The organism is Streptomyces sp. NPDC056161 (genome assembly GCF_042268025.1).
In the GTDB taxonomy this organism is placed as follows: Bacteria; Actinomycetota; Actinomycetes; order Streptomycetales; family Streptomycetaceae; genus Streptomyces.
The window spans coordinates 161,667-180,876 of the sequence record NZ_JBHJUV010000011.1 but is presented as its reverse complement, the minus strand read 5'-3'; the positions used below and the strand labels follow the sequence as shown (position 1 = coordinate 180,876).

The 19,210-nt window shown below is 73.1% G+C and carries 20 protein-coding genes; 12 read left to right on the top strand and 8 right to left on the bottom strand.

Annotation, left to right across the window (positions count from 1 at the left end):
- Positions 1-167: 167 nt before the first annotated feature.
- Both ACFC09_RS13160 and ACFC09_RS13155 read right to left on the bottom strand, forming a co-directional pair.
- On the bottom strand, positions 168-374 hold the full coding sequence (locus ACFC09_RS13160; RefSeq protein WP_376526733.1) for a ferredoxin: 207 nt from the start codon (positions 372-374) through the stop codon (positions 168-170).
- 31 nt (positions 375-405) lie between these two features.
- The gene (locus ACFC09_RS13155; RefSeq protein ID WP_376526730.1) at positions 406-1,623 is read right to left on the bottom strand and encodes a cytochrome P450; all 1,218 of its coding nucleotides are present in this window, start codon (positions 1,621-1,623) and stop codon (positions 406-408) included.
- A gap of 264 nt (positions 1,624-1,887) precedes the next feature.
- On the opposite strand from ACFC09_RS13155, the gene ACFC09_RS13150 reads away from it, so the two are divergent.
- The 4 genes from ACFC09_RS13150 (at position 1,888) to ACFC09_RS13135 (ending at position 4,892) form a co-directional block, all read left to right on the top strand.
- Complete coding sequence (locus tag ACFC09_RS13150; protein ID WP_376526727.1) at positions 1,888-2,391, top strand: MarR family winged helix-turn-helix transcriptional regulator; 504 nt, start codon at positions 1,888-1,890, stop codon at positions 2,389-2,391.
- Between the two features lie 155 nt (positions 2,392-2,546).
- Positions 2,547-2,765, top strand: a complete 219-nt coding sequence (locus ACFC09_RS13145; protein WP_376526724.1) for a hypothetical protein — start codon at positions 2,547-2,549, stop codon at positions 2,763-2,765.
- A gap of 139 nt (positions 2,766-2,904) precedes the next feature.
- Entirely contained in the window at positions 2,905-4,404 is a 1,500-nt protein-coding gene (locus ACFC09_RS13140) for a flotillin family protein (protein ID WP_376526721.1), read from the top strand.
- A 41-nt stretch (positions 4,405-4,445) separates the two neighbouring features.
- A complete protein-coding gene (locus tag ACFC09_RS13135) occupies positions 4,446-4,892 on the top strand; it encodes a type II toxin-antitoxin system PemK/MazF family toxin (protein WP_376526718.1) in 447 nt (148 codons plus the stop codon).
- 76 nt (positions 4,893-4,968) lie between these two features.
- Here ACFC09_RS13135 and ACFC09_RS13130 read toward each other — a convergent pair whose 3' ends face one another.
- Positions 4,969-5,661, bottom strand: coding sequence for a TIGR02452 family protein (locus ACFC09_RS13130; RefSeq protein WP_376526715.1), 693 nt, complete (start codon positions 5,659-5,661; stop codon positions 4,969-4,971).
- Positions 5,662-5,938: 277 nt separating this feature from the next.
- Here ACFC09_RS13130 and egtA point away from each other — a divergent pair, with 277 nt between their 5' ends.
- From egtA to egtD, 4 genes are read left to right on the top strand one after another with little or no spacing between them, the layout of a single operon-like run.
- A complete protein-coding gene (gene egtA / locus ACFC09_RS13125) occupies positions 5,939-7,282 on the top strand; it encodes an ergothioneine biosynthesis glutamate--cysteine ligase EgtA (RefSeq protein WP_376526711.1) in 1,344 nt (447 codons plus the stop codon).
- A complete protein-coding gene (egtB, locus tag ACFC09_RS13120; RefSeq protein ID WP_376526708.1) occupies positions 7,279-8,619 on the top strand; it encodes an ergothioneine biosynthesis protein EgtB in 1,341 nt (446 codons plus the stop codon). Before egtA ends, egtB begins: the two co-directional genes overlap by 4 nt.
- Positions 8,619-9,395: an ergothioneine biosynthesis protein EgtC gene (egtC, locus tag ACFC09_RS13115; RefSeq protein ID WP_376526705.1), complete on the top strand. Its 777-nt coding sequence runs from the start codon at positions 8,619-8,621 to the stop codon at positions 9,393-9,395. The genes egtB and egtC overlap by 1 nt, the downstream gene beginning before the upstream one ends.
- Positions 9,392-10,354: an L-histidine N(alpha)-methyltransferase gene (gene egtD, locus ACFC09_RS13110; protein ID WP_376526702.1), complete on the top strand. Its 963-nt coding sequence runs from the start codon at positions 9,392-9,394 to the stop codon at positions 10,352-10,354. Before egtC ends, egtD begins: the two co-directional genes overlap by 4 nt.
- Before the next feature lies 1 nt (position 10,355).
- Here egtD and ACFC09_RS13105 read toward each other — a convergent pair whose 3' ends face one another.
- A complete protein-coding gene (locus ACFC09_RS13105; RefSeq protein WP_376526807.1) occupies positions 10,356-11,612 on the bottom strand; it encodes an extracellular solute-binding protein in 1,257 nt (418 codons plus the stop codon).
- Positions 11,613-11,859: 247 nt separating this feature from the next.
- On the opposite strand from ACFC09_RS13105, the gene ACFC09_RS13100 reads away from it, so the two are divergent.
- Positions 11,860-12,075 (top strand): dodecin, encoded by a 216-nt coding sequence (locus tag ACFC09_RS13100; protein WP_376526699.1) that lies wholly within the window; start codon positions 11,860-11,862, stop codon positions 12,073-12,075.
- Positions 12,076-12,103: 28 nt separating this feature from the next.
- On the opposite strand, the gene ACFC09_RS13095 is transcribed toward ACFC09_RS13100, so the two are convergent.
- The gene (locus ACFC09_RS13095; RefSeq protein ID WP_376526696.1) at positions 12,104-12,616 is read right to left on the bottom strand and encodes a hypothetical protein; all 513 of its coding nucleotides are present in this window, start codon (positions 12,614-12,616) and stop codon (positions 12,104-12,106) included.
- An 85-nt stretch (positions 12,617-12,701) separates the two neighbouring features.
- On the opposite strand from ACFC09_RS13095, the gene rpmF reads away from it, so the two are divergent.
- Together rpmF and ACFC09_RS13085 are read left to right on the top strand one after the other, a co-directional pair.
- On the top strand, positions 12,702-12,872 hold the full coding sequence (gene rpmF / locus ACFC09_RS13090) for a 50S ribosomal protein L32 (RefSeq protein ID WP_376526693.1): 171 nt from the start codon (positions 12,702-12,704) through the stop codon (positions 12,870-12,872).
- A gap of 151 nt (positions 12,873-13,023) precedes the next feature.
- Complete coding sequence (locus ACFC09_RS13085; RefSeq protein ID WP_376526689.1) at positions 13,024-14,037, top strand: LLM class flavin-dependent oxidoreductase; 1,014 nt, start codon at positions 13,024-13,026, stop codon at positions 14,035-14,037.
- Between the two features lie 30 nt (positions 14,038-14,067).
- On the opposite strand, the gene ACFC09_RS13080 is transcribed toward ACFC09_RS13085, so the two are convergent.
- Positions 14,068-16,545, bottom strand: a complete 2,478-nt coding sequence (locus tag ACFC09_RS13080; RefSeq protein WP_376526686.1) for an ATP-dependent Clp protease ATP-binding subunit — start codon at positions 16,543-16,545, stop codon at positions 14,068-14,070.
- 155 nt (positions 16,546-16,700) lie between these two features.
- Here ACFC09_RS13080 and ACFC09_RS13075 point away from each other — a divergent pair, with 155 nt between their 5' ends.
- Positions 16,701-16,892, top strand: coding sequence for an antitoxin (locus tag ACFC09_RS13075; RefSeq protein ID WP_376526683.1), 192 nt, complete (start codon positions 16,701-16,703; stop codon positions 16,890-16,892).
- 183 nt (positions 16,893-17,075) lie between these two features.
- Here the strand turns inward: ACFC09_RS13075 and ACFC09_RS13070 are convergent, their stop codons facing one another.
- Both ACFC09_RS13070 and ACFC09_RS13065 read right to left on the bottom strand, forming a co-directional pair.
- Positions 17,076-17,933, bottom strand: coding sequence for a lysophospholipid acyltransferase family protein (locus tag ACFC09_RS13070; RefSeq protein ID WP_376526681.1), 858 nt, complete (start codon positions 17,931-17,933; stop codon positions 17,076-17,078).
- Positions 17,933-18,703, bottom strand: coding sequence for a GNAT family N-acetyltransferase (locus tag ACFC09_RS13065; RefSeq protein WP_376526678.1), 771 nt, complete (start codon positions 18,701-18,703; stop codon positions 17,933-17,935). The genes ACFC09_RS13070 and ACFC09_RS13065 overlap by 1 nt, the downstream gene beginning before the upstream one ends.
- Positions 18,704-19,210 lie beyond the last annotated feature (507 nt).

The window sequence follows — 19,210 nt, the reverse complement described above, 5'->3', positions numbered from 1 at the left end:
GTCGGGTCTGACAGGGGGGACGAGGCCCACTTCCGGGTTCGGGATCGGGGCCCCGGCGGTTCGGAGCATGGGCGGACGGCCCAGCCGGTGGCCGGAATCCCGGCGGTGCGCGGCTGGGCCGGTCCCTCTCCTGTCAGCCGGTGCCGCGGGCGAAGACGCCGCGCGACTCAGGCAGGGGTCTCCTCGGCCACCGTGATGGCAGCCGCCGGGCAGACGGCCGCGGCCTCCCGCACGGCCGCGTGCAGCTCCGGTGCGGGCCCCGCGTCGAGCAGGACGACGACGCCGTCCTCGTCCCGCTGGTCGAACACCTCCGGCGCGGTCAGTACGCACTGACCGGCACCGCAGCAACGGTCCTGATCCACAGTGATCTTCACTGGACGGTCCTTTCCTCCGGGTGCGCTCCCCTCACCAGCGCACCGCCACCGTGCTCGGTCCGGTCACCAGCAGACCCTCGATACGCGGCAGTTCCTCGGCGGGCACGTCCAGGCGGAGGGTGGGCACCTTGTGCAGCAGGACCTCCAGGGCGACCTGGAGTTCCGTGCGGGCCAACGCCTGGCCCAGACAGGAGTGCGGCCCGGCGCCGAACGTCAGATGCGGGTTCGGGGACCGGGTGAGGTCCATCCGGCCCGCGTCGGCGAAGGCCCGTTCGTCGCGGTTGGCGGCGGCCATGCTGCACACGACGGTGGTTCCACTGGGCAGCAGTTCGCCCTCGACCTCGATGTCCTCGGTGAGGTAACGCCGCATGCCGAAGCCGACGTTGACGTCGAAGCGGAGCGATTCCTCCACCGCGGTGCGCACCAGGCCGGGGTCGGCCAGCAGCCGCTCCCACCGGCTGCGGTCGGCGAGCAGCAGGCAGACCATCTTGCCGATCATGTTCGCGGTGGTCTCGTGCCCGGCGACCAGCAGGCCCATGCCGGTGGCGACGAGTTCCTCGTCCGTCAGCCCCTGGCCCTCCGGCTCGCTCCCCTTGATCAGCATGCTCATCAGGTCGTCGCCGGGCCGCTTCCGGGTCGCCTCGATGTGTGCGGCCATGTACTCGGCGAACTCGTCGTGCTCCGCCCTCGCCTGCTCACCGGTGAGGCGGGTGACGTTCAGGAAGGCGTCGGACCAGTGGGAGAAGCGCTCCCGGTCCTCGGCGGGGACGCCCAGGATGTCGCAGATCACGTAGACGGGCAGCGGGAAGCCGAGACTGGCCCTGAGGTCGCCCGGCGCGCCCCGCGCGATCATGTCGTCCACCAGTTGTCCGGCGGTCGCCACCATGCCGGGGCGCAGCGCCGTCATGCGCTTGGCGGTGAAGTACTTGCCCACCTGGCGCCGCCACCGCAGGTGCGGCTCGCCCCGGTCCGGCAGGGTCAGTGCGCCCTCGCCGTCGGCGGCGGGGCCGCCCGCGCCCTCGGGGGCGATCCTGGCGGCGCCCTCACCGGCCTTGGGGCGGGTGAAACGGGCGTCGGAGAGGACCGACTTGACGTGGTCGTAGCGGGTCAGGAGGGTCGCCTCGTCGCCGCTGGGGAGTTCGACGGTGGCCACCGGACACTGCCGGCGCAGCCGCTCCCACTCGGCGGGCGGCTCCAGGGGGCTGTCGCTGGGCAGGGGCAGGCGCAGGGTCTGGTCGTTGGGTCGCATCTGTTTCTCCTCGTGGGGGCTGGAGATTCGGGGTGGGGGTGATTCCGGGTGGGAGGTGATTCGGGACGGGGGTGAGACGGGGGTGAGGTGAGAGCGCGGCGGACAGACGCGGACGCGGTCACAGACAGGACGCTATTCACATTGTGCATCCTGCATCAAGTGTGCATGATGCACTTCTCGTCCATTGGCGTGTTTTCACCTAAGGTGAAGCGCACAGTCACCAACGGGAGAGCACACGGTCACGGGGGACGGAGGGGCACCGGAGTGGATGCGCGTGAAGCGGGGGAACGCATCGAACTGGAGCTGCTGATCCTGACGCGCCACCGGGAGATGACGTCGCGCGGGGTGCGCGGCGGCGACGAGCTGGACCGCAGCGCGTATGTCCTGCTCAGCCGGCTGGAGGTGCAGGGGCCGATGTCCGTGCCGGACTTCGTCGAGGCATTCGGACTGGTCGCGTCGACGTTCACCCGGCAGACCTCGGCCCTGCTGCGTCAGGGACTGGTGGAGCGGACGCCCGATCCGGACGGCGGGATGGCCCGCAAGTACCGCATCACCGGCGAAGGGCTACGGCGGCTCGCCGTGCAGCGGGAGACCATCGTCGACGGCCTCACGCAGGTCGTCGCCGACTGGCCCCCCGAGCGCCGGCTGCGGTTCATCGCGGACCTGCGGCAGTTCAACTCGGACATCGAGCGCTTCACCAGCCGCCCCTGGCCCAGGACCGGGTCGCCCCGGCCCCAGGCCGTCGCCGTCCCCGACGATTCGGCCTGACGGAGCGGATCATCGCCGTCCACGCGCCCGTGCGCCGACGGGCGTGTACGGGCGTGGCGGCGCACGGCTCCCCCGGCCCCGCCGACCCGGGTGCCGGAGCATCGGACCGGTCGACACCCGACCGTTCGACGGCCCCTGGCCCGTACCCTGTGGCCATGGGTGATGCGTCGATGGTCGGGCTCATGGGGCGGGTCACCGGGACGGTGGGACCCGGGCTGGTCGGCGAGGTGATCGTGCGGGTGCGCGGGGGCGCGGAGCACTTCCTCGCCTACGCCGCGACCGGAGCGGTCCGGATCGAGCCGGGCACGGTGGTGATGGTGGTGGAGTACCTGCCGCCGAGAACGGTGTACGTCACGGCCGCCTACGACAGTTGAGCATGCTCCGCCCCAGGTGAGGGCGGGGTGCGTCAAGATTGCGACAAGGATCCGCCGGCGTCTTCACGGGTGGCCGCGGCGGGCGGACACTCCCTTCGTTCGGTGCCGAACAGGCACCCGGCCAAGGGGGCGCAGGCCGATGTTCGTCGGCATTGTGGCGGGGGCGGTCGTCGTTGCCGTTCTCGCGTTGATCGCACTGTTCAAGATGATGTGGCGGGTCGCGGAGCCGAACGAGGCGCTCATCATCTCCGGTTCCACACACCGTACCGAGGGCCTTGAGGATGGCATGGGTTTCCGTATCGTCACCGGGCGCGGCACGCTGGTGCTGCCCGGCGTCCAGGCGGTGCGCAGGCTCTCCCTCGATCTGAACGAGACCGAACTGCACGTGGACTGCGTGACCCACCAGGGCATCCCGCTCAAGGTGCGGGGCGTGGTCATCTTCAAGGTCGGCGACGACTTCGTGTCGATCGCCAACGCGGCCCGCAGGTTCCTGGACCAGCAGAGGCTGATGTCCGAGCGGGTGCACAACGTCTTCGCCGGTCATCTGCGCTCCATCGTGGGCGGCCTGACCGTCGAGGACATGATCCGCGACCGGGAGAAGCTCACCGGGCAGACCCGGGCGGCCTGCGGTACGGAGATGGAGAAGCTGGGGCTGATCGTCGACTCGCTGCAGATCCACGAGATCGAGGACCCGAGCGGCTACATCCAGAACCTGGCCGCGCCGCACGCGGCGGCCGTGCAGCGGGACGCGCGCATCGCGCAGGCGGAGGCGAACCGGCTCGCCACCGAGGCGGAGCAGCAGTCGTTCGCGCGGATGGCCGAGGCCACCCGGGACAGCGAGATACTTCAGGCCGGTTACCAGGCCGAACGGGACAAGGCGGCGGCGAAGGCCCGGCAGGCCGGCCCACTCGCCGAAGCGGGCGCCCGGCAGGAGGTCGTCGTCCAGGAGACCCGGGTGGCCGAGTTGGAGGCGGACCGGCGCGAACAGCAACTCCAGGCGGACGTGCGCAAGCCCGCCGACGCCCAGGCGTACGAGAAGCGCACCCTGGCCGAGGCCGAGCGGGACGCCCGGATCTCCGCGGCGCAGGCCAAGGCGAAGGAGACGGAGCTGGCGGCGGCGGCCGAGGCGACCCGGGTGAAGACGGCCGCCAGCGCGGAGGCCGAGGCCACCAAGAGCCGGGGCGCGGCCGGCGCGGCGGCGACCCGGGCGACCGGTGAGGCCGAGGCTGCCGCGGCGCAGGCGAAGGGCCTGGCGGACGCCGAGGCGACCCGGGCCAAGGGGCTCGCGGAGGCCGAGGCCATCAAGGCTCGGGCGGCGGCCCTCGCCGAGAACCAGGAGGCCGTCGTGGCCCAGCAACTCGCCGAGAACTGGCCGGAGATCGTCCGGGCGGGCGCGTCGGCCTTCGGCACTGTGGACAACATGGTGCTGCTGAACGGCGCCGACGGCATGGCGGACGTGTTCGCGAAGGCGCTCACCATGGGCGGCACCGGGCTGGGGCTGGCCCGTCAGCTGCTCGCCTCGATGAACCAGAACGGCCAGGCGCACAACGACCGGCCCCCGAACGGGACTTCCGCGGAAGGCGGCGCGGCCGGGGCGCCCCGGACCCAGCATGTGCCGGTGACGACGGATCGGGGGTGACCCCACGCGGGTGCGGCGGGGGGACCCCTTAGGGTTCCCCCGTGACTGCCTTTGCCGATGAGGACATTCCGGGCCGCTACGGCCCCTCCGCCACCACCGAGGCCGACGCGCACGACGTGGGCCCGGTGCGTACCGAGTACGCGCCCGCGCACGACGGCGACCCCGATCCCGGAGAGATCGTGTGGACCTGGGTGCCGTTCGAGGAGAACGACGGGCGCGGCAAGGACCGGCCGGTGCTGGTCGTGGCCCGGGAGGCGGCCGGCACGCTGCTCGCGGTGCAGTTGTCGAGCAAGCGGCACGACGGCGACCGCGAGTGGGTGCCGATCGGCAGCGGGCCGTGGGACAGGTCGGGGCGCGACTCCTGGGTGGACGTGGACCGGGTGCTGCGGCTGCGCGAGGAGGGCATGCGCCGGGAGGCGTGCGCCCTGGACCGGATGCGGTTCAACCTGGTGGTGCACCGGCTGCGGGAGCGCTACGGCTGGCGTTGAGGCGCCCGCGTGCCGCACGGCGCGGTAGCCGCGGCGGAGGCGCCGCGGCCTGCCGCCGCGGGCAGCCGCGAAGGCGCTACGGCTCGCGCCGCGGCAGGCTGAACGCCCGTGCGAAGGCGTTCCGCACCACGGCTCCCGGCGTGCGGTCCAGCGCCCCGAACACCCCATGTTCGAATGTCTGCGCGAATCGCCCGCCGGGGCGGAGCAGCGCACGGAAGGCGCCCGCCACCTGGACGGGGTCGTTCTGGAACACCCCGCAGCCCCAGGCTCCCAGCACCGGCCGCCGGTAGCCGTGCGCCGCCGCGACGTCCAGGACCCGCTCGGCCCGCGCGGCGGGGGCGCCTGCGGCAGTCGAGGACCGCCGGAGGCGGACGCGGCAGACGCGACGGACGCGGCGAACGAAGGCGACGCCACGATTCGCCCGCGCGCTGCGGCGCCGAGCGCCGCACGACCCCGGCGTTCGGCGCCGCGGCCGTGCGGAATCCGGCCGTGAACGGCTCGTCGAGCAGGGCGCCGCGGTCGTCCGGGAAGACGGGCACGGCCGCTGAGTGGATGACCCGGTCGGCCTAGAACGGGTCGCGGTGGGCGCGGTGGTGGTCGCAGCCCCCGACGGCACCTCCACCGGGCCCGGTCCGTGCGTCCGCGTGCCGTCGCGCGCCGCCTCGATCGCCACGGCCGCCGCGACCTCGTGCCCGCCCGGTGCGCGACAGGCCCCGTCCGCCACGATCCGCTCGGTTTCGCGCGCCACCGCGCGCAGGCGCACGCTCATGCCGCGGTCTCCGCGAAAGCCCTGGACACAGGCCCCGCGCTCGTCCCCGTCGTGCTCATGGACGCGTCGTGGGTGATGCTGGTGCTGCGGTGCAACGGGGTTTCCCCGCCCGCGGAACGTGCCGGCAACGCCCACGGAAACGGAGGTGACCGATCCGGAACGTCCGGTAGCGCACTCTTGTGCGAATCACTTTCAGGGTCTTGGGTGGGACGAGTGCCTGCCCGGCCCCACCGGATTCCGGGCCGGTGGCATGGTGGAATCTCAGGAGGATCCCGACATGTCGGATGCATCTACCGCTTCGGCGAGTGACTGTACGGACCCCCGTACCGCTCTCACCGAGGCCGAGGTCGAGGCGCTGGTCCGCGGCATCTGCTTCAAGACCGGCCCGCCCCGCACCGTCGGCGTGGAACTGGAATGGCTCGTACACGAGCTGCGGACCCCGCAGCTCCCCGTGACACCCGAACGACTCGAAGCGGCCTACGCCGCACTACGGCCCGTGCACCTGAGGTCGGCGCTCACCGTCGAGCCCGGCGGCCAGCTGGAGCTGAGTTCGCCGCCCGCCGCCTCCCTGATGGAGTGCATAGGCACCGTCTCCGCCGATCTCGACGCCGTCCGCGCGGTACTGCGCGGCGACGGCCTCGACCTGGTCGGCATCGGCCACGATCCCTGGCACCCGCCCCGCCGCTTCCTGCGCGAGCCGCGCTACGAGGCGATGGAGGTGTGCCTCGACCGCACCGGCCCGGCAGGCCGCCACATGATGTGCGCCTCGGCCTCCGTGCAGGTGTGCCTGGACGCCGGCTACGAGGAACCGGGGCCGCTCGGCCACGGGCGGCGCTGGTGGCTCGCGCACCAGCTGGGTCCGGTCCTGGTGGCCGCGTTCGCCAACTCCCCGATGGCCGCGCGCCGGCCCACCGGCTGGCGCTCCACGCGGCAGCTGCTGTGGATGGAGATCGGGCCCGGCCGGGCGGGCGCGCCCCCGCTGACCGGGGAGCCGCGCGGCGCCTGGGCCCGGCACGTCCTGGACGCGCCGGTGATGTGCGTGCGCCGGGACGGCGGTCCGTGGGAGGTCCCCGACGGGCTCAGCTTCCGCGACTGGACCCGGTCGCGGACGCCGCGGGCGCCCACCAGGGAAGACCTCGACTACCACCTGACGACCCTGTTCCCGCCGGTCAGACCACGCGGTCACCTGGAGCTGCGCATGATCGACGCGCAGCCCGGCGAGGACGGCTGGATCGTCCCGCTCGCGGTGACGACCGCGCTGTTCGACGACCCGCAGGCGGCCGAGACCGCCTACCGGGCCGTGAAGCACCTGGCCGAGCGCTCGCAGGCACAACCCGCGCCGCACAATCCGCTGTGGCTCGACGCGGCCCGCACCGGCCTCGGCGACCCCGAACTGCGCGACGCGGCGGTCGGCTGTTTCGCGGCGGCCGTGGAGGCGCTGCCCAGGATCGGCGCCACCACCGAGGTCACGGACGCCGTCGCGGCATACCTCGACCGCTACGTCCGCCGGGGCCGCTGCCCCGCCGACGACCTGCTCGACGACGTGCGCACCCTGGACGGACGGACCCGGCTCCGCCCGACCGGCGCGCACTCCGCTCACGGGAAGGACTTCCCCGTATGACCCCCGAGATGGACGGCGCGGCCGTCACCTCCGCGCCGGACGGCGAAGCCGTCCGCGAACGCGCGCTGGCCTCGCTCACCCGGGCCCGGGCCCGCACCACGCTGCTGACCAGCTGCGTCGAGGAGCCCGACCTCACCGCGCAGCACTCGCCGCTGATGTCCCCGCTGGTGTGGGACCTCGCCCACATCGGCAACCAGGAGGAGCTGTGGCTGCTGCGGGCGGTCGGCGGGCGGGAGGCGATACGGCCCGAGATAGACGGCCTCTACGACGCCTTCGAGCACCCGCGGGCCGAACGGCCCACGCTGCCGCTGCTGCCGCCGGCCGAGGCCCGCAGATACGCGGCCGAGGTGCGTGGCCGCGCCCTCGACCTGCTGGAGGGCGCCGCGTTCCGTGGGAGTCCGCTGACCGAGGCGGGCTTCGCCTTCGGGATGATCGCGCAGCACGAACAGCAGCACGACGAGACGATGCTGATCACCCACCAGCTGCGCACGGGCCCACAGGCGCTCCACGCGCCCGACCCGGCCCCGGCACCGCCGTTCGACGGACCGGCCGAAGTCCTGGTCCCCGGCGGCCCGTTCATCATGGGCACCTCCACCGAACCGTGGGCGCTGGACAACGAACGTCCGGCGCACCGGCGTGAGGTGGCACCGTTCCGCATCGACACGACTCCGGTGACCAACGCCGCGTACCAGGAGTTCATCGAGGACGGCGGCTACACCGAGGAACGCTGGTGGGCGCCGGCGGGCTGGGCGCACATCCGCCGGCACGACATCGCCGCCCCGCTGTTCTGGCACCGCGAGGGCGGGCAGTGGCTGCGCCGCCGCTTCGGTGTCACCGAGGTCGTCCCGCCCGACGAGCCGGTGCTGCACGTGTGCTGGTACGAGGCGGACGCGTACGCGCGCTGGGCCGGGCGCCGGCTGCCCACCGAGGCGGAGTGGGAGAAGGCCGCCCGGCACGATCCGGTCCAGGGCCGTTCGACGCGCTACCCGTGGGGCGACGACGACCCGTCGCCCGACCAGGCCAACCTGGGCCAGCGCCATCTGCGCCCGGCCCCGGCCGGCAGCTATCCGGCCGGTGCGTCGCCGCTGGGCGTACGGCAGTTGATCGGTGACGTGTGGGAGTGGACGGCGAGCGACTTCCTGCCCTACCCGGGGTTCGCCGCGTTCCCGTACAAGGAGTACTCGGAGGTGTTCTTCGGGCCCGAGTACAAGGTGCTGCGCGGCGGCTCGTTCGCGGTGGACCAGGTGGCCTGCCGGAGCACGTTCCGCAACTGGGACTATCCGATCCGGCGGCAGATCTTCTCCGGGTTCCGCACCGCCCGCTCGGAGGCCGTCTGATGTGCCGGCACCTGGCCTGTCTGGGCCCCGAGGAGCCGCTCGGCCGGCTCCTGGTGGACCCACCGCACGGCCTGTACCGGCAGTCGTGGGCACCGCGGCGGCAACGGCACGGGACGGTCAACGCGGACGGTTTCGGGGTGGGCTGGTACGCGCCGGGCGACCCGGTGCCCGCCCGCTACCGGCGGTCGGGGCCGATCTGGGCCGACGCGTCCTTCGCCGACCTGGCCCGGGTCGTGCGCACCGGCGCGCTGCTCGCCGCCGTACGCGACGCGACCCTGCCGGGCGCGGACGGGGAGGCCGCGGCGGCGCCGTTCGCCGGGGACCGCTGGCTGTTCAGCCACAACGGCGCCGTGGCCGGCTGGCCCGCGTCGGCGGCGCCGCTGGTCCCCGATCTGCCGCCGGTCGAGATGCTGTCGCTGGCCGCGCGCACCGACTCGGCGTTCGTCTGGGCGCTGCTGCTGCACCGGCTGCGCGCGGGTGAGGACCCCGGCGGCGCGCTGGCCGGCACGGTCCGTGAGCTGGCCGAGGCGGCCCCGGCCTCCCGGCTCAACCTGCTGCTGACCGACGGCACCGCGATCCTGGCCACCGCCTGGGGCGACACCCTCTGGTACCTGACCGAACCGGACGGCGCCACCGTCGTCGCCTCCGAACCGTACGACGACGATCCGCGCTGGCGGGAGGTCCCCGACCGCACCCTGCTCAGGGCGGACCGCACCGAGGTCCGGCTCACCTCGCTCAAGGACCCGGCACCCGCACGTAAGGAGCCCTGCACGTGACTTCCCTGCACGTCACCCGCACCCTCCCGGAGGACGCCACGGACGCGGCGCTGCGCGCCGACGTCCGCCGCGGCCTGACCTCGACCCCCAAGACGCTGCCGCCGAAGTGGTTCTACGACGCGAAGGGCAGCGAACTGTTCGAGCGGATCACCGAACTGCCCGAGTACTACCCGACGCGGGCCGAGCGGGAGATCCTGCTCGCCCGGGCCGACGAGATCGCCGCCGCGGCCCGCGCCCGCACCCTGGTCGAGCTGGGCTCCGGCTCCTCGGAGAAGACCCGGCACCTGATCGACGCCCTCACCGCGCTGCGCGTCTACGTCCCGGTGGACGTCAGCGAGAGCGCGCTCACCCAGGCCGCCCGGGCCCTGATCGAGGAGCGGCCGGGCCTCGCCGTGCACGCCCTGATCGCGGACTTCACGGCAGATCTGGCGTTGCCGTCGACGCCCGGCCCCAGGCTGCTGGCGTTCCTCGGCGGCACCATCGGCAACCTGCTGCCCGCGGAACGGGCCGCCTTCCTGGCCTCGGTGCGCCGTCTGCTGTCGCCGGGCGACACCCTGCTGCTCGGCACGGACCTGGTCAAGGACGAACGGACCCTGGTCCACGCGTACGACGACGCGGCGGGGGTGACGGCCGAGTTCGACAAGAACGTACTGGCCGTCGTCAACCGCGAGTTGGGCGCCGACTTCGAGCCGGAGGCGTTCGACCACGTGGCCGTGTGGGACGCGCGGCACGAGTGGATCGAGATGCGGCTGCGCGCCCGCACGGCGCAGACGGTGAAGGTCCCGGCGCTGGACCTCGCCGTGGACTTCGCGGCGGGCGAGGAACTGCGCACCGAGGTGTCGGCGAAGTTCCGCAAGAGCGGCGTGAGTGCGGAACTGGCAGCCGCCGGGCTTGAGCTGACCCACTGGTGGACCGACACCGCTGGCCGCTTCGCCCTGTCGCTCAGCACCGTCCGGTGAGTCACCCGAAGGCCGGGGCGAGCTTCTGCGTGATCTGCTCGGAGGCGCGGCGGGCCGCGGTCGCGGGGTCCGCGCCGCCGAGCACCTCGGTCATGTACGGCTTGATCGGGTTCTCCGCCTCGACCTCGGTCCACTGAGGCGTGTTGGGGGTCGCCCGGCCGTGCGCGGCACCGGCCGCCATGGCGGCGGCCCCCTCCGAGCCGTCGACCGCGCTCGCCAGCGTCGCCTTGTTGGGCACGTAGTTCATGGCGCGGGCCAGTTCGGTGTTCCACTTGGCCCCGGTGAGCGCGGCGACGACGGCCACGGCTCCGTCCCGGTCGTCGGTGTTCTCCGGCACGACCAGGTCGGAGCCGCCGGTGAACATGGCCCCCGGCCGGTCGGCGGTCGGGCCGGGCACCGGGAAGTAGCCCAGTTTGCCCTTGAGTTCGGGATTGTGCTGGAGGATGGTCTGGGTCAGTCCGGGTACGGCCACGATCTGCGCGACCTCGCCCTGCGCGAACACGCCTGCCTGGGGCGGGTGTTCCTCGTCGGCGCCGACGGGGCCCGCGCCGAGCGACTGGAGCCGACGGTAGAAGTCCATGCCGCGCAGCGCCGCCGGGCTGTCCAGGGCGCCCTTCCACACACCGTCCTTCTCCTCGGCGAGTTCGCCGCCCTCGTCCCAGATGAACCCGGAGAGCGTGTACCAGTCCTGGCCGGCGAGGTAGATGCCCTGGGTGCCGCCCTGGTCCAGCTTCTCGGTGTCGGCGAGCCATTCGTCGCGGGTCCTGGGCGGCCGGCCGATACCTGCCTGCTGGAACAGGTCCTTGCGGTAGATGACGACGCGGTTGGCGGCGTACCAGGGAACGCCGAACTGGCGGGAGCCCTCCTGGCCGGGTTCGGCGAGGCCGGGCAGCCAGTCCTGCTTGCCCCAGTCGCGCAGCGACTCCAGCGACAGGTCGGTCAGCCGCCCGCCCTCGACGTACTGCGAGACCTGGGTGTTGCCGACCTCGATGACGTCGGGACCCGACCCGGGGTCGCCCCTGAGCGTCTTCTGCACCTTCTCGACGATCCCGGTCCATTCCTGGATGCGGAATTCGAGGCGGATGTCCTGGTGGCCCCGCTCGAAGTCGTCGGCGAAGCGGTCCAGGAAGTCCTGCGAGGCACTGCCCTTCATCAGCCACACGGTGACGGTGTGGCGTTCGTCGCCACCCGGCAGCAGGCCGCAGCCCGCGGCGAGGAAAGCGGACACACAGCAGACGGCGAGCAGACGGCGTCGCACCGGAACCTGTCTCACGAGGGGTCCTGTTCTGTCTACGGACAGGGGGGAGGGGCCCGACGTGGGGGGACGAGCGACGGGCTCGTACGGGTGTGCTGATTTTGGTATGGACCAATGCGCGGGTCAAGTGGTGCCGGTGGTACGGCTGTGACGCCTCGCGCTCCGCTTCCGCATACGGCACCGTGGAGTGACGTGCGACACACCGGCCACGGGGGACGGGGCACGCGTCAGCGCCGAGAGGAGCACCCGCATGTCCAACCACACCTACCGGGTCACCGAGATCGTCGGCACCTCGCAGGAGGGCGTCGACCAGGCCATCCGCAACGGCATCGCGCGCGCCGGACAGACCCTGCGCAACCTGGACTGGTTCGAGGTGACGCAGGTCAGGGGGCAGATCGAGAACGGGCAGATCGAGTACTACCAGGTCGGCCTCAAGGTGGGCTTCCGCATCGAGGGCGAGGACTGAGGCACCGCCCGGCACGGTCCCGGCCCGCTCAGGTCCGGCCCTCCCGCTCCTGGGCGTCCGCCAGCGCGGCGGACCGGTCGGCCCAGCGGGCGCGCACGACGGTGAACCCGGCCCGCTCGGCGTCGTCGCACACCAGCTCGTCGTCGTCCACGAGGACGCGGACCGTACGGTCACGGGCGAGCCCGCGAAGGACCTCCAGCTTGACGATGCGGGCGGGCCTGCGGTCCCCTCTCCCGCCCCCGCGCCCCGCGTCCTGCCGCATGAGGACGCGGCCCGGCGGCAGCCCCTGGGCGGCGAGCCACTCCAGCGTGTCGCGCCGGCAGCGCTCGGGCCGTCCGGTCAGATAGACGATGTCGCACTCCCGCGCGTGTTCCCGGACCAGCGCCACGCCCTCGGCGAGCGGCGGGTCCTGCGGCGCCGCGGCGAAGAAGCCACCCCAGTCGCGCGGCCTGCTCTCCAGGAACCGCTGCCGGTGCGCGGTGTCGGCCAGGGTGTTGTCGAGGTCGAACACGGCGATCGGACGTCCACTGCTGTCTGCCACCCGGCCCACCCTAGCCACTGGACGCAATTGTTAATGGGATCCATTTTCATGTAGCGTGCGGTCCCCGACCCGAGGAGGAGTCACGATGGCCGTCCCCAAGCGCAAGACGTCCCGCAGCAACACCCGTCACCGCCGCGCCCGCTGGCAGGCGGCACCGGTCGCACTGGTCCCGGTCACCATCGACGGAGTCCGTCACCTGGTACCGCAGCGGCTGGTCAGGGCGTACGAACGCGGACTGCTGCGCCCCGCCGGCTGACCGCCGATCCGGCTCGCAGATCACCTTCGTCAGCGACCGGGGCCCGAGGCCCACCGGCGACGGACGGACGGGCGCAGCACGCGCACGCCCCGCGGTCCGCCGGGACCCGGCCCGGCGGGAATCGCGGCGCCGCCAGCGCGTTGACACCGGTGTGAACGCGCTGATCCCCGCCACCCGGTTCTCCGTCCTCGACCGCTCCCGCACCCGCGCCGGACACACCCACGCCGAGGCGCTGCGCGACACGGTCACGCTGGCACGGGAGCTGGAGCCGCTCGGCTACCACCGTTTCTGGGTCTCCGAGCACCACGGGGTGCCCGGAGTCGCGGGCTCCGCGCCGACCGTGCTGGCCGCGGCCGTGGCCGCCGCCACCCGCACGATGCGGGTGGGCACCGGCGGGGTGATGCTGCCCAACCACCGCCCCCTGGTCGTGGCCGAACAGTTCGGCGTGCTGGAGTCGCTGTACCCGGGGCGGATCGACATGGGCCTGGGCCGGTCCGTGGGCTTCACCGACGGGGTGCGCAAGGCCCTGGGGCGTGACAAGGGCGCCGCCGAGGACTTCGCGGCGCAACTCGGTGAACTGCTGGGCTGGTTCCGCGGCGGCTCGCCGAGCGGGGTGCACGCCCGCCCGGCGGAGGGGCTGCACGTGCCACCGTTCGTGCTGGCCATGGGCGAGGGGGCCGGCATCGCGGCGCACGCGGGGCTGCCCATGGTCATCGGCGACCTGCGCGGCCGGGAGCGGATGCTGCGCGGCATCGACGAGTACCGGACGCACTTCAGGCCCTCGCCCTGGGCGGCACAGCCGTACGTCGTGATCTCCGGCACGGTCGCGGTGGCCGGCAGCGAGGAGGAGGCCCGGCGGCTCCTCGTCCCGGAGGCCTGGTCCATGGCGTACTCCCGCACCCACGGATCCTTCCCGCCGCTGCTCCCGGCCGAGGCCGTGGAGTCCCGCGCCATGACAGCGAAGGAACGGGACCTCTACGCATCCGGTCTGAGCGGGCACATCGCCGGCACCGAGGACCAGGTCGCCCACGAACTTCGGACGGTGCTCAAGGAGACGGGGGCAGACGAGGTCCTGGTCACCACCAGCACGTACGACCGGGCGGCGCTGCTGGAGTCCTACCGCCGGCTGGCCCGCCTCGTGCGCCCGGCGGCCGTCCCCGAGTGACCGCCGGGCGCGGAAGACGCGGCGTCGGCCTCAGCCCTCCACGGCCGCCGGCTTGTCCGTGCGGATCGTCACCGCGCCGTCGGCCGCGTCCACCACGGCCCGGTCGCCCGCGACCAGTTGGCCCGACAGCAGCAGGTCGGCGAGCCGGTCGTCGACCTCGCGCTGGATGGTGCGGCGCAGCGGGCGGGCGCCGAAGTCGGGCTGGTAGCCGATGTTCGCGAGCAGCGCGGCGGCCTCGTCGGTGACCTCCAGGGCGACGTCCTGGGCGTGCAGCCGCCGCCGGGTGTGCTCAAGGAGCAGGTCGACGATCTGCCGCAGCTGGACGCGGTCCAGACCGCGGAAGACGATGATCTCGTCGATGCGGTTGAGGAACTCCGGCCGGAAGTGCTGGTTCAGCAGCGGCATCACCGACTCGCGGACCTTCTTGTAGTCCTCCACCCCGGCGGCCAGGATCCGGTCGGCGCCGATGTTCGACGTCATGATGACGACGGTGTTCTTGAAGTCGACCGTGCGGCCCTGGGCGTCGGTCAGCCGGCCGTCCTCCAGCAGTTGCAGCAGCGTGTTGAAGACGTCCGGGTGGGCCTTCTCCACCTCGTCGAGCAGCAGCACCGCGTACGGCTGCCTGCGCACCGCCTCGGTGAGCTGGCCGGCCTCCTCGTGACCGACGTATCCGGGCGGGGCGCCGACCAGGCGGGAGACGGTGTGCCGCTCCTGGAACTCGCTCATGTCCAGCCGGATCATCCGGGTGTCGTCGCCGAAGAGGGCCGCGGCCAGGGCACGGGCCAGTTCGGTCTTGCCGACGCCGGTCGGCCCGAGGAAGAGGAAGCTGCCGACGGGCCGGCCCGGATCGCTCATGCCCGCACGGGCCCGGCGGACGGCGCGGGCGACGGCGGTGATCGCCTCGTCCTGGCCGACGACCCGCTCGTGCAGGTGCTCCTCCAGCTTCATCAGCCGCTCCCGCTCCTCCTCGGTGAGCTGGGCGACGGGGATGCCGGTGGTGCGGGAGACGACCTCCGCGATGTCCTCGGCCGTGACCCGGGGCGTGCGCTCCTCCCCCTTGGTCAGCTCGGCCAGCCGGGTCTCGGCCTCCTTGATCCGGTCGCGCAGTTCCTTGGCGCGCTCGTACTCCTCGTCGGCCACCGCCTGGTCCTTCTCCCGGCCCAGGGCGGCGATCCGGTCCTCGATGTCCCGGGTGTCGGCGAGCGGGGTCTTGGCGCGCAGCCGTACCCGCGCGGCGGCCTGGTCCATCAGGTCGATCGCCTTGTCCGGCAGGAAGCGGGAGGTGATGTAGCGGTCGGACAGCTCGGCCGCCGCGACGACCGCCTCGTCGGTGATGCGGACCTGGTGGTGGGCCTCGTAGCGGTCGCGCAGGCCGTGCAGGATCGCGATGGTGTCGTCGACGGTGGGCTCGCCCACCAGGATGGGCGCGAAGCGGCGCTCCAGGGCGGCGTCCTTCTCGATGTGCTTGCGGTACTCGTCGACGGTGGTCGCGCCGATGAGGTGCAGTTCGCCGCGGGCGAGGGCGGGCTTGAGCATGTTGCCCGCGTCCAGGGCGCTCTCGCCGCCCGAGCCGGCGCCGACGACGGTGTGCAGTTCGTCGAGGAAGAGGACGAGTTCGTCGCCGTGCTCGCCGACCTCGTCGAGCAGCTTCTTCAGCCGCTCCTCGAACTCTCCGCGGTACTTCGTCCCGGCCACCAGACCGGCCAGGTCCAGGGCGATCAGCCGCTTGTCCTTGAGGGTCTGGGGGACCTCCCCGGCGGCGATCCGCTGGGCGATCCCCTCGACGATGGCCGTCTTGCCGACGCCGGGGTCGCCGATGAGGACCGGGTTGTTCTTGCTGCGCCGCGACAGCACCTCGATGGTCTGCTCGACCTCGTCGTCGCGGCCGATCACCGGGTCGAGGCGGCCGGCGCGGGCGTCCTCGGTGAGGTCGCGGCCGTACTCGTCGATGGTCGGCGTGTTGCTGGGCCCCCGCCGCTCGGCGGCGGTCTCCACGGGCATCCGGGTGGGTTCCCAGCCGCTCTCGGCGAGCACCCGGCCGGCCGCCGACTCCGGGTTCGCGGCGAGCGCCCGCAGCAGGTGCTCGGGGCCGATGTACGAGGCGCCCTCGGCGTGCGAGATCTGGTAGGCGTCGAGCAGGGCGCGTTTGGCGGCCGGGGTCAGGGTGGCGGGCTCGGTCTTCTCGCCGGTGCCCCCGGCGGTGCCCAGCCGCTCCCGGACGCCGTCGGGATCCGCGCCGGCCTCGCTGATCAGGCGCCGGGTCGAATCGTGTTCGGTGGCGGCGGCGAGCAGATGCCGGGCGTCGAGGTCCTCGCTGCCCTCCGCGGCGGCGATGTCCCTCGCCTCCGCGACCAGCTCGCGGCCCCGCTCCGACAGCAGGCTGCCGATGTCGACCCGCTGGACCCGCCGGGCGGGTGCGGCCTGACCGGTCCCGCCGAAGAAGCGGGACATCAACTCGTCGAACTCCTCGAAGGGACTGCGTCCGAATCCGAAACCGGGAGTAGTCATCCTCGCGGGCCTTTCTGCGGCGGAAGGCATACCTTGGTTCCAAATTGACACATAGGTCACAGGCGTGCATCCGTACGATCCCGCTCCCGAGATGCGAACCGCGCCCATGACGGTGAACCTGAGAGACGGAGCACCTATCAGCGAGGAGGGTTGTCATGTCCCTCATGGACAAGCTCAAAGGCATGCTCAAAGGTCACGAGGACCAGACGAGCAAGGGCGTCGACAAGGCCGGCGACTACGTCGACGAGCGGACCGGCAACAAGTACCAGTCCCAGGTCGACACCGCCCAGCAGAGGATGAAGGACGAGATGGGCGGCCAGGACAGGGACATCCCTCCGCATCCGTAGTCACCGGGGCGAGGGGCCGGGACCGCGACTGTCCCCACCTGGCCGACCCCGTACGGAGTCCCCCGCGGCCCGGCCCCGCGGCCACCCCCGTACGTCCGCCGACGCGACGCCCGTGAGCACGGTCTCACGGGCGTCGGTCGCGTGCGGCGGTGCGAACGGGTCGGGCCGGGCAGACGATCGGGATCAGGCCGCTTCGGCGGGCTGGACGGGGCGCGCCGGTTCGATCGGCGGGCCACCGGCGACCAGGGCCGCGTGGGTCCAGTCGGGCCCGTGCGCGGCCGGCTCGGCGGCGCGGGCGAGGGAACGGCGGTCGGGGTGGCTGCCGGCCGGTATCACCGGCCGGACCTCCACCTCGGCCACCAGCCCGCGCGACGTCGCCACCCGCCACACCGAGGCGAGCAGGGTGTCCTCGCCGACGAAGGCCGGCGCGGTGCTGGCCGGGCCGCCCGCGACCCGGTAGTGCAGGCGCACCGGCTGGACCGGGACGCCGGCGTCGAGGGCGGCCTGGAAGACGGCCCGGTGGAAGCGGCCGTGGGCCCGTCCGCACCAGGTGCTGCCCTCGGGGAAGACGGCGACCGCGGCACCGCCGCGCAGCGCCTGCGCGATACGGGCGACGGTGCCGGGCAGGGCGCGCAGCCGGTCGCGTTCGATGAACAGCACACCGGCCCGCGCCACCAGCGCCCCGGCCACGGGCCACTGGCGGATCTCGGTCTTGGCCAGCATCCGCGCCGGGCGCACCGCGGCCAGCAACGGGATGTCCAGCCAGGAGATGTGGTTGGCCACCAGGAGCAGGCCGCCGGTGGGCGCGGCGGCGCCGGTGACCCGGACCTGGACCCCGGCGGCCCGCACGATCGTCCGGCACCACCGCGCGACCAGCCCGGCCGGGATCCTCCCGCCGAGCGGGGTCAGCACGATCCCGGTCAGCAGCAGGAGGACGACGCCGGCGATCCGCAGCACGGCACGTGGCGCGGCCACCGCGGGCCACGTGGGCTCCACGCACGCCGCCGGGGTGCAGGGCGCGCTGGGCAGCCAGACGCTCATCAGGACGGTACGAGCGAGAGGAAGTGCCGCAGATAGCGCGGGTTGACCTGGCGCATCGACAGCAGCACGTACAGGTCGGCGACCCCGAAGTCCGGGTCGTGCGCGGGCTCGGCGCAGACCCAGGCGCCGAGCCGGAGGTAGCCGCGCAGCAGCGCGGGCAGCTCGGTCCGTTCGGCCGTCACCTGGGCGTTCGGGATCCACGGCAGCAGGGGGCGTACCCGGTGTTCCTCGGGGGCCAGGTACTTCGCGCTGACCCGCTGCCAGGTGGCGGAGGCGAGGGCGCCGCCGTCGGCGAGCGGGATGGAGCAGCAGCCCGCCAGCCAGTCGTGGCCGCGGTCCACCATGTAGCGCGCTATCCCCGCCCAGATCAGTCCGATGACGGCGCCGTCGCGGTGGTCGGGGTGCACGCAGGAGCGGCCGACCTCGACCAGGCCGGGCCGGATCGGGTCGAGCGCGCTCAGGTCGAACTCGCCCTCGGAGTACAGCCGGCCCGCGACCGCGGCCCGCTCCGGCGGCAGCAGCCGGTAGGTGCCGACGACCTGCCCGGTCACGGTTTCCCGCACGAGCAGGTGGTCGCAGTACGCGTCGAAGGCGTCGATGTCGTAACCCGGCTGCGGGGTGGACAGCAGGGCACCCATCTCCCCGGCGAAGACCTCGTGCCGCAGCCGCTGCGCGGCCCGCACGTCGGCTTCGTCGGCCGCGAGCGTGACGGTGTAGCGGGTGGGCGCCGCGGGCTGCGGGGGGCGGTCGAGGGTGGAAACGCCGGTCATGGCTCTCTCCTGGTCACGGGCCGGGTCGGCGAACGACCGGCAGACCGGCTTCGGCCTGCCGATCCTGTTCTTCCGACACCGGTTGGCCGCCGCGTGACCTGAGCCAGGAGAACGGATGTGGGTATGTTGAACGGCCGGTCACCCGCGGGCCCGCGTGCGGATGCCTGGCGGGGCCGGGCATGAGCACCACTCCCGACCCCGCCCGTCCGCACCCATCGGCGAACGTCTTATCACCCGGCGCAGAAGCACCCCGTGGCAGCACCCCCGGGGACGCGGGGAACCACTCACCCACCCGCACCCGACCGCCCCCCAAGGGGCGCGAGGAACTGCGCGACCAGCCACCCCTCACCCGCACCGAACCCCACACCCCCGAAGAACACGGGAATCCACACACCCACCCACACCCGACCGCCCCCCAAGGGGCGCGAGGAACTGCGCGACCAGCCACCCCCCACCCGCACCGAACCCCACACCCCCGAAGAACACGGGAATCCACACACCCACCCA

Coding starts and splice junctions, on each gene's coding strand:
- ACFC09_RS13080 (WP_376526686.1), bottom strand. CDS start 16,545: ATGACTACTCCCGGTTTCGGATTCGGACGCAGTCCCTTCGAGGAGTTC.
- rpmF (WP_376526693.1), top strand. CDS start 12,702: ATGGCCGTCCCCAAGCGCAAGACGTCCCGCAGCAACACCCGTCACCGC.
- ACFC09_RS13075 (WP_376526683.1), top strand. CDS start 16,701: ATGTCCCTCATGGACAAGCTCAAAGGCATGCTCAAAGGTCACGAGGAC.
- ACFC09_RS13100 (WP_376526699.1), top strand. CDS start 11,860: ATGTCCAACCACACCTACCGGGTCACCGAGATCGTCGGCACCTCGCAG.
- ACFC09_RS13065 (WP_376526678.1), bottom strand. CDS start 18,703: ATGACCGGCGTTTCCACCCTCGACCGCCCCCCGCAGCCCGCGGCGCCC.
- egtB (WP_376526708.1), top strand. CDS start 7,279: ATGACCCCCGAGATGGACGGCGCGGCCGTCACCTCCGCGCCGGACGGC.
- ACFC09_RS13070 (WP_376526681.1), bottom strand. CDS start 17,933: ATGAGCGTCTGGCTGCCCAGCGCGCCCTGCACCCCGGCGGCGTGCGTG.
- ACFC09_RS13130 (WP_376526715.1), bottom strand. CDS start 5,661: ATGAGCGTGCGCCTGCGCGCGGTGGCGCGCGAAACCGAGCGGATCGTG.
- egtC (WP_376526705.1), top strand. CDS start 8,619: ATGTGCCGGCACCTGGCCTGTCTGGGCCCCGAGGAGCCGCTCGGCCGG.
- egtA (WP_376526711.1), top strand. CDS start 5,939: ATGTCGGATGCATCTACCGCTTCGGCGAGTGACTGTACGGACCCCCGT.
- ACFC09_RS13145 (WP_376526724.1), top strand. CDS start 2,547: ATGGGTGATGCGTCGATGGTCGGGCTCATGGGGCGGGTCACCGGGACG.
- ACFC09_RS13155 (WP_376526730.1), bottom strand. CDS start 1,623: ATGCGACCCAACGACCAGACCCTGCGCCTGCCCCTGCCCAGCGACAGC.
- ACFC09_RS13140 (WP_376526721.1), top strand. CDS start 2,905: ATGTTCGTCGGCATTGTGGCGGGGGCGGTCGTCGTTGCCGTTCTCGCG.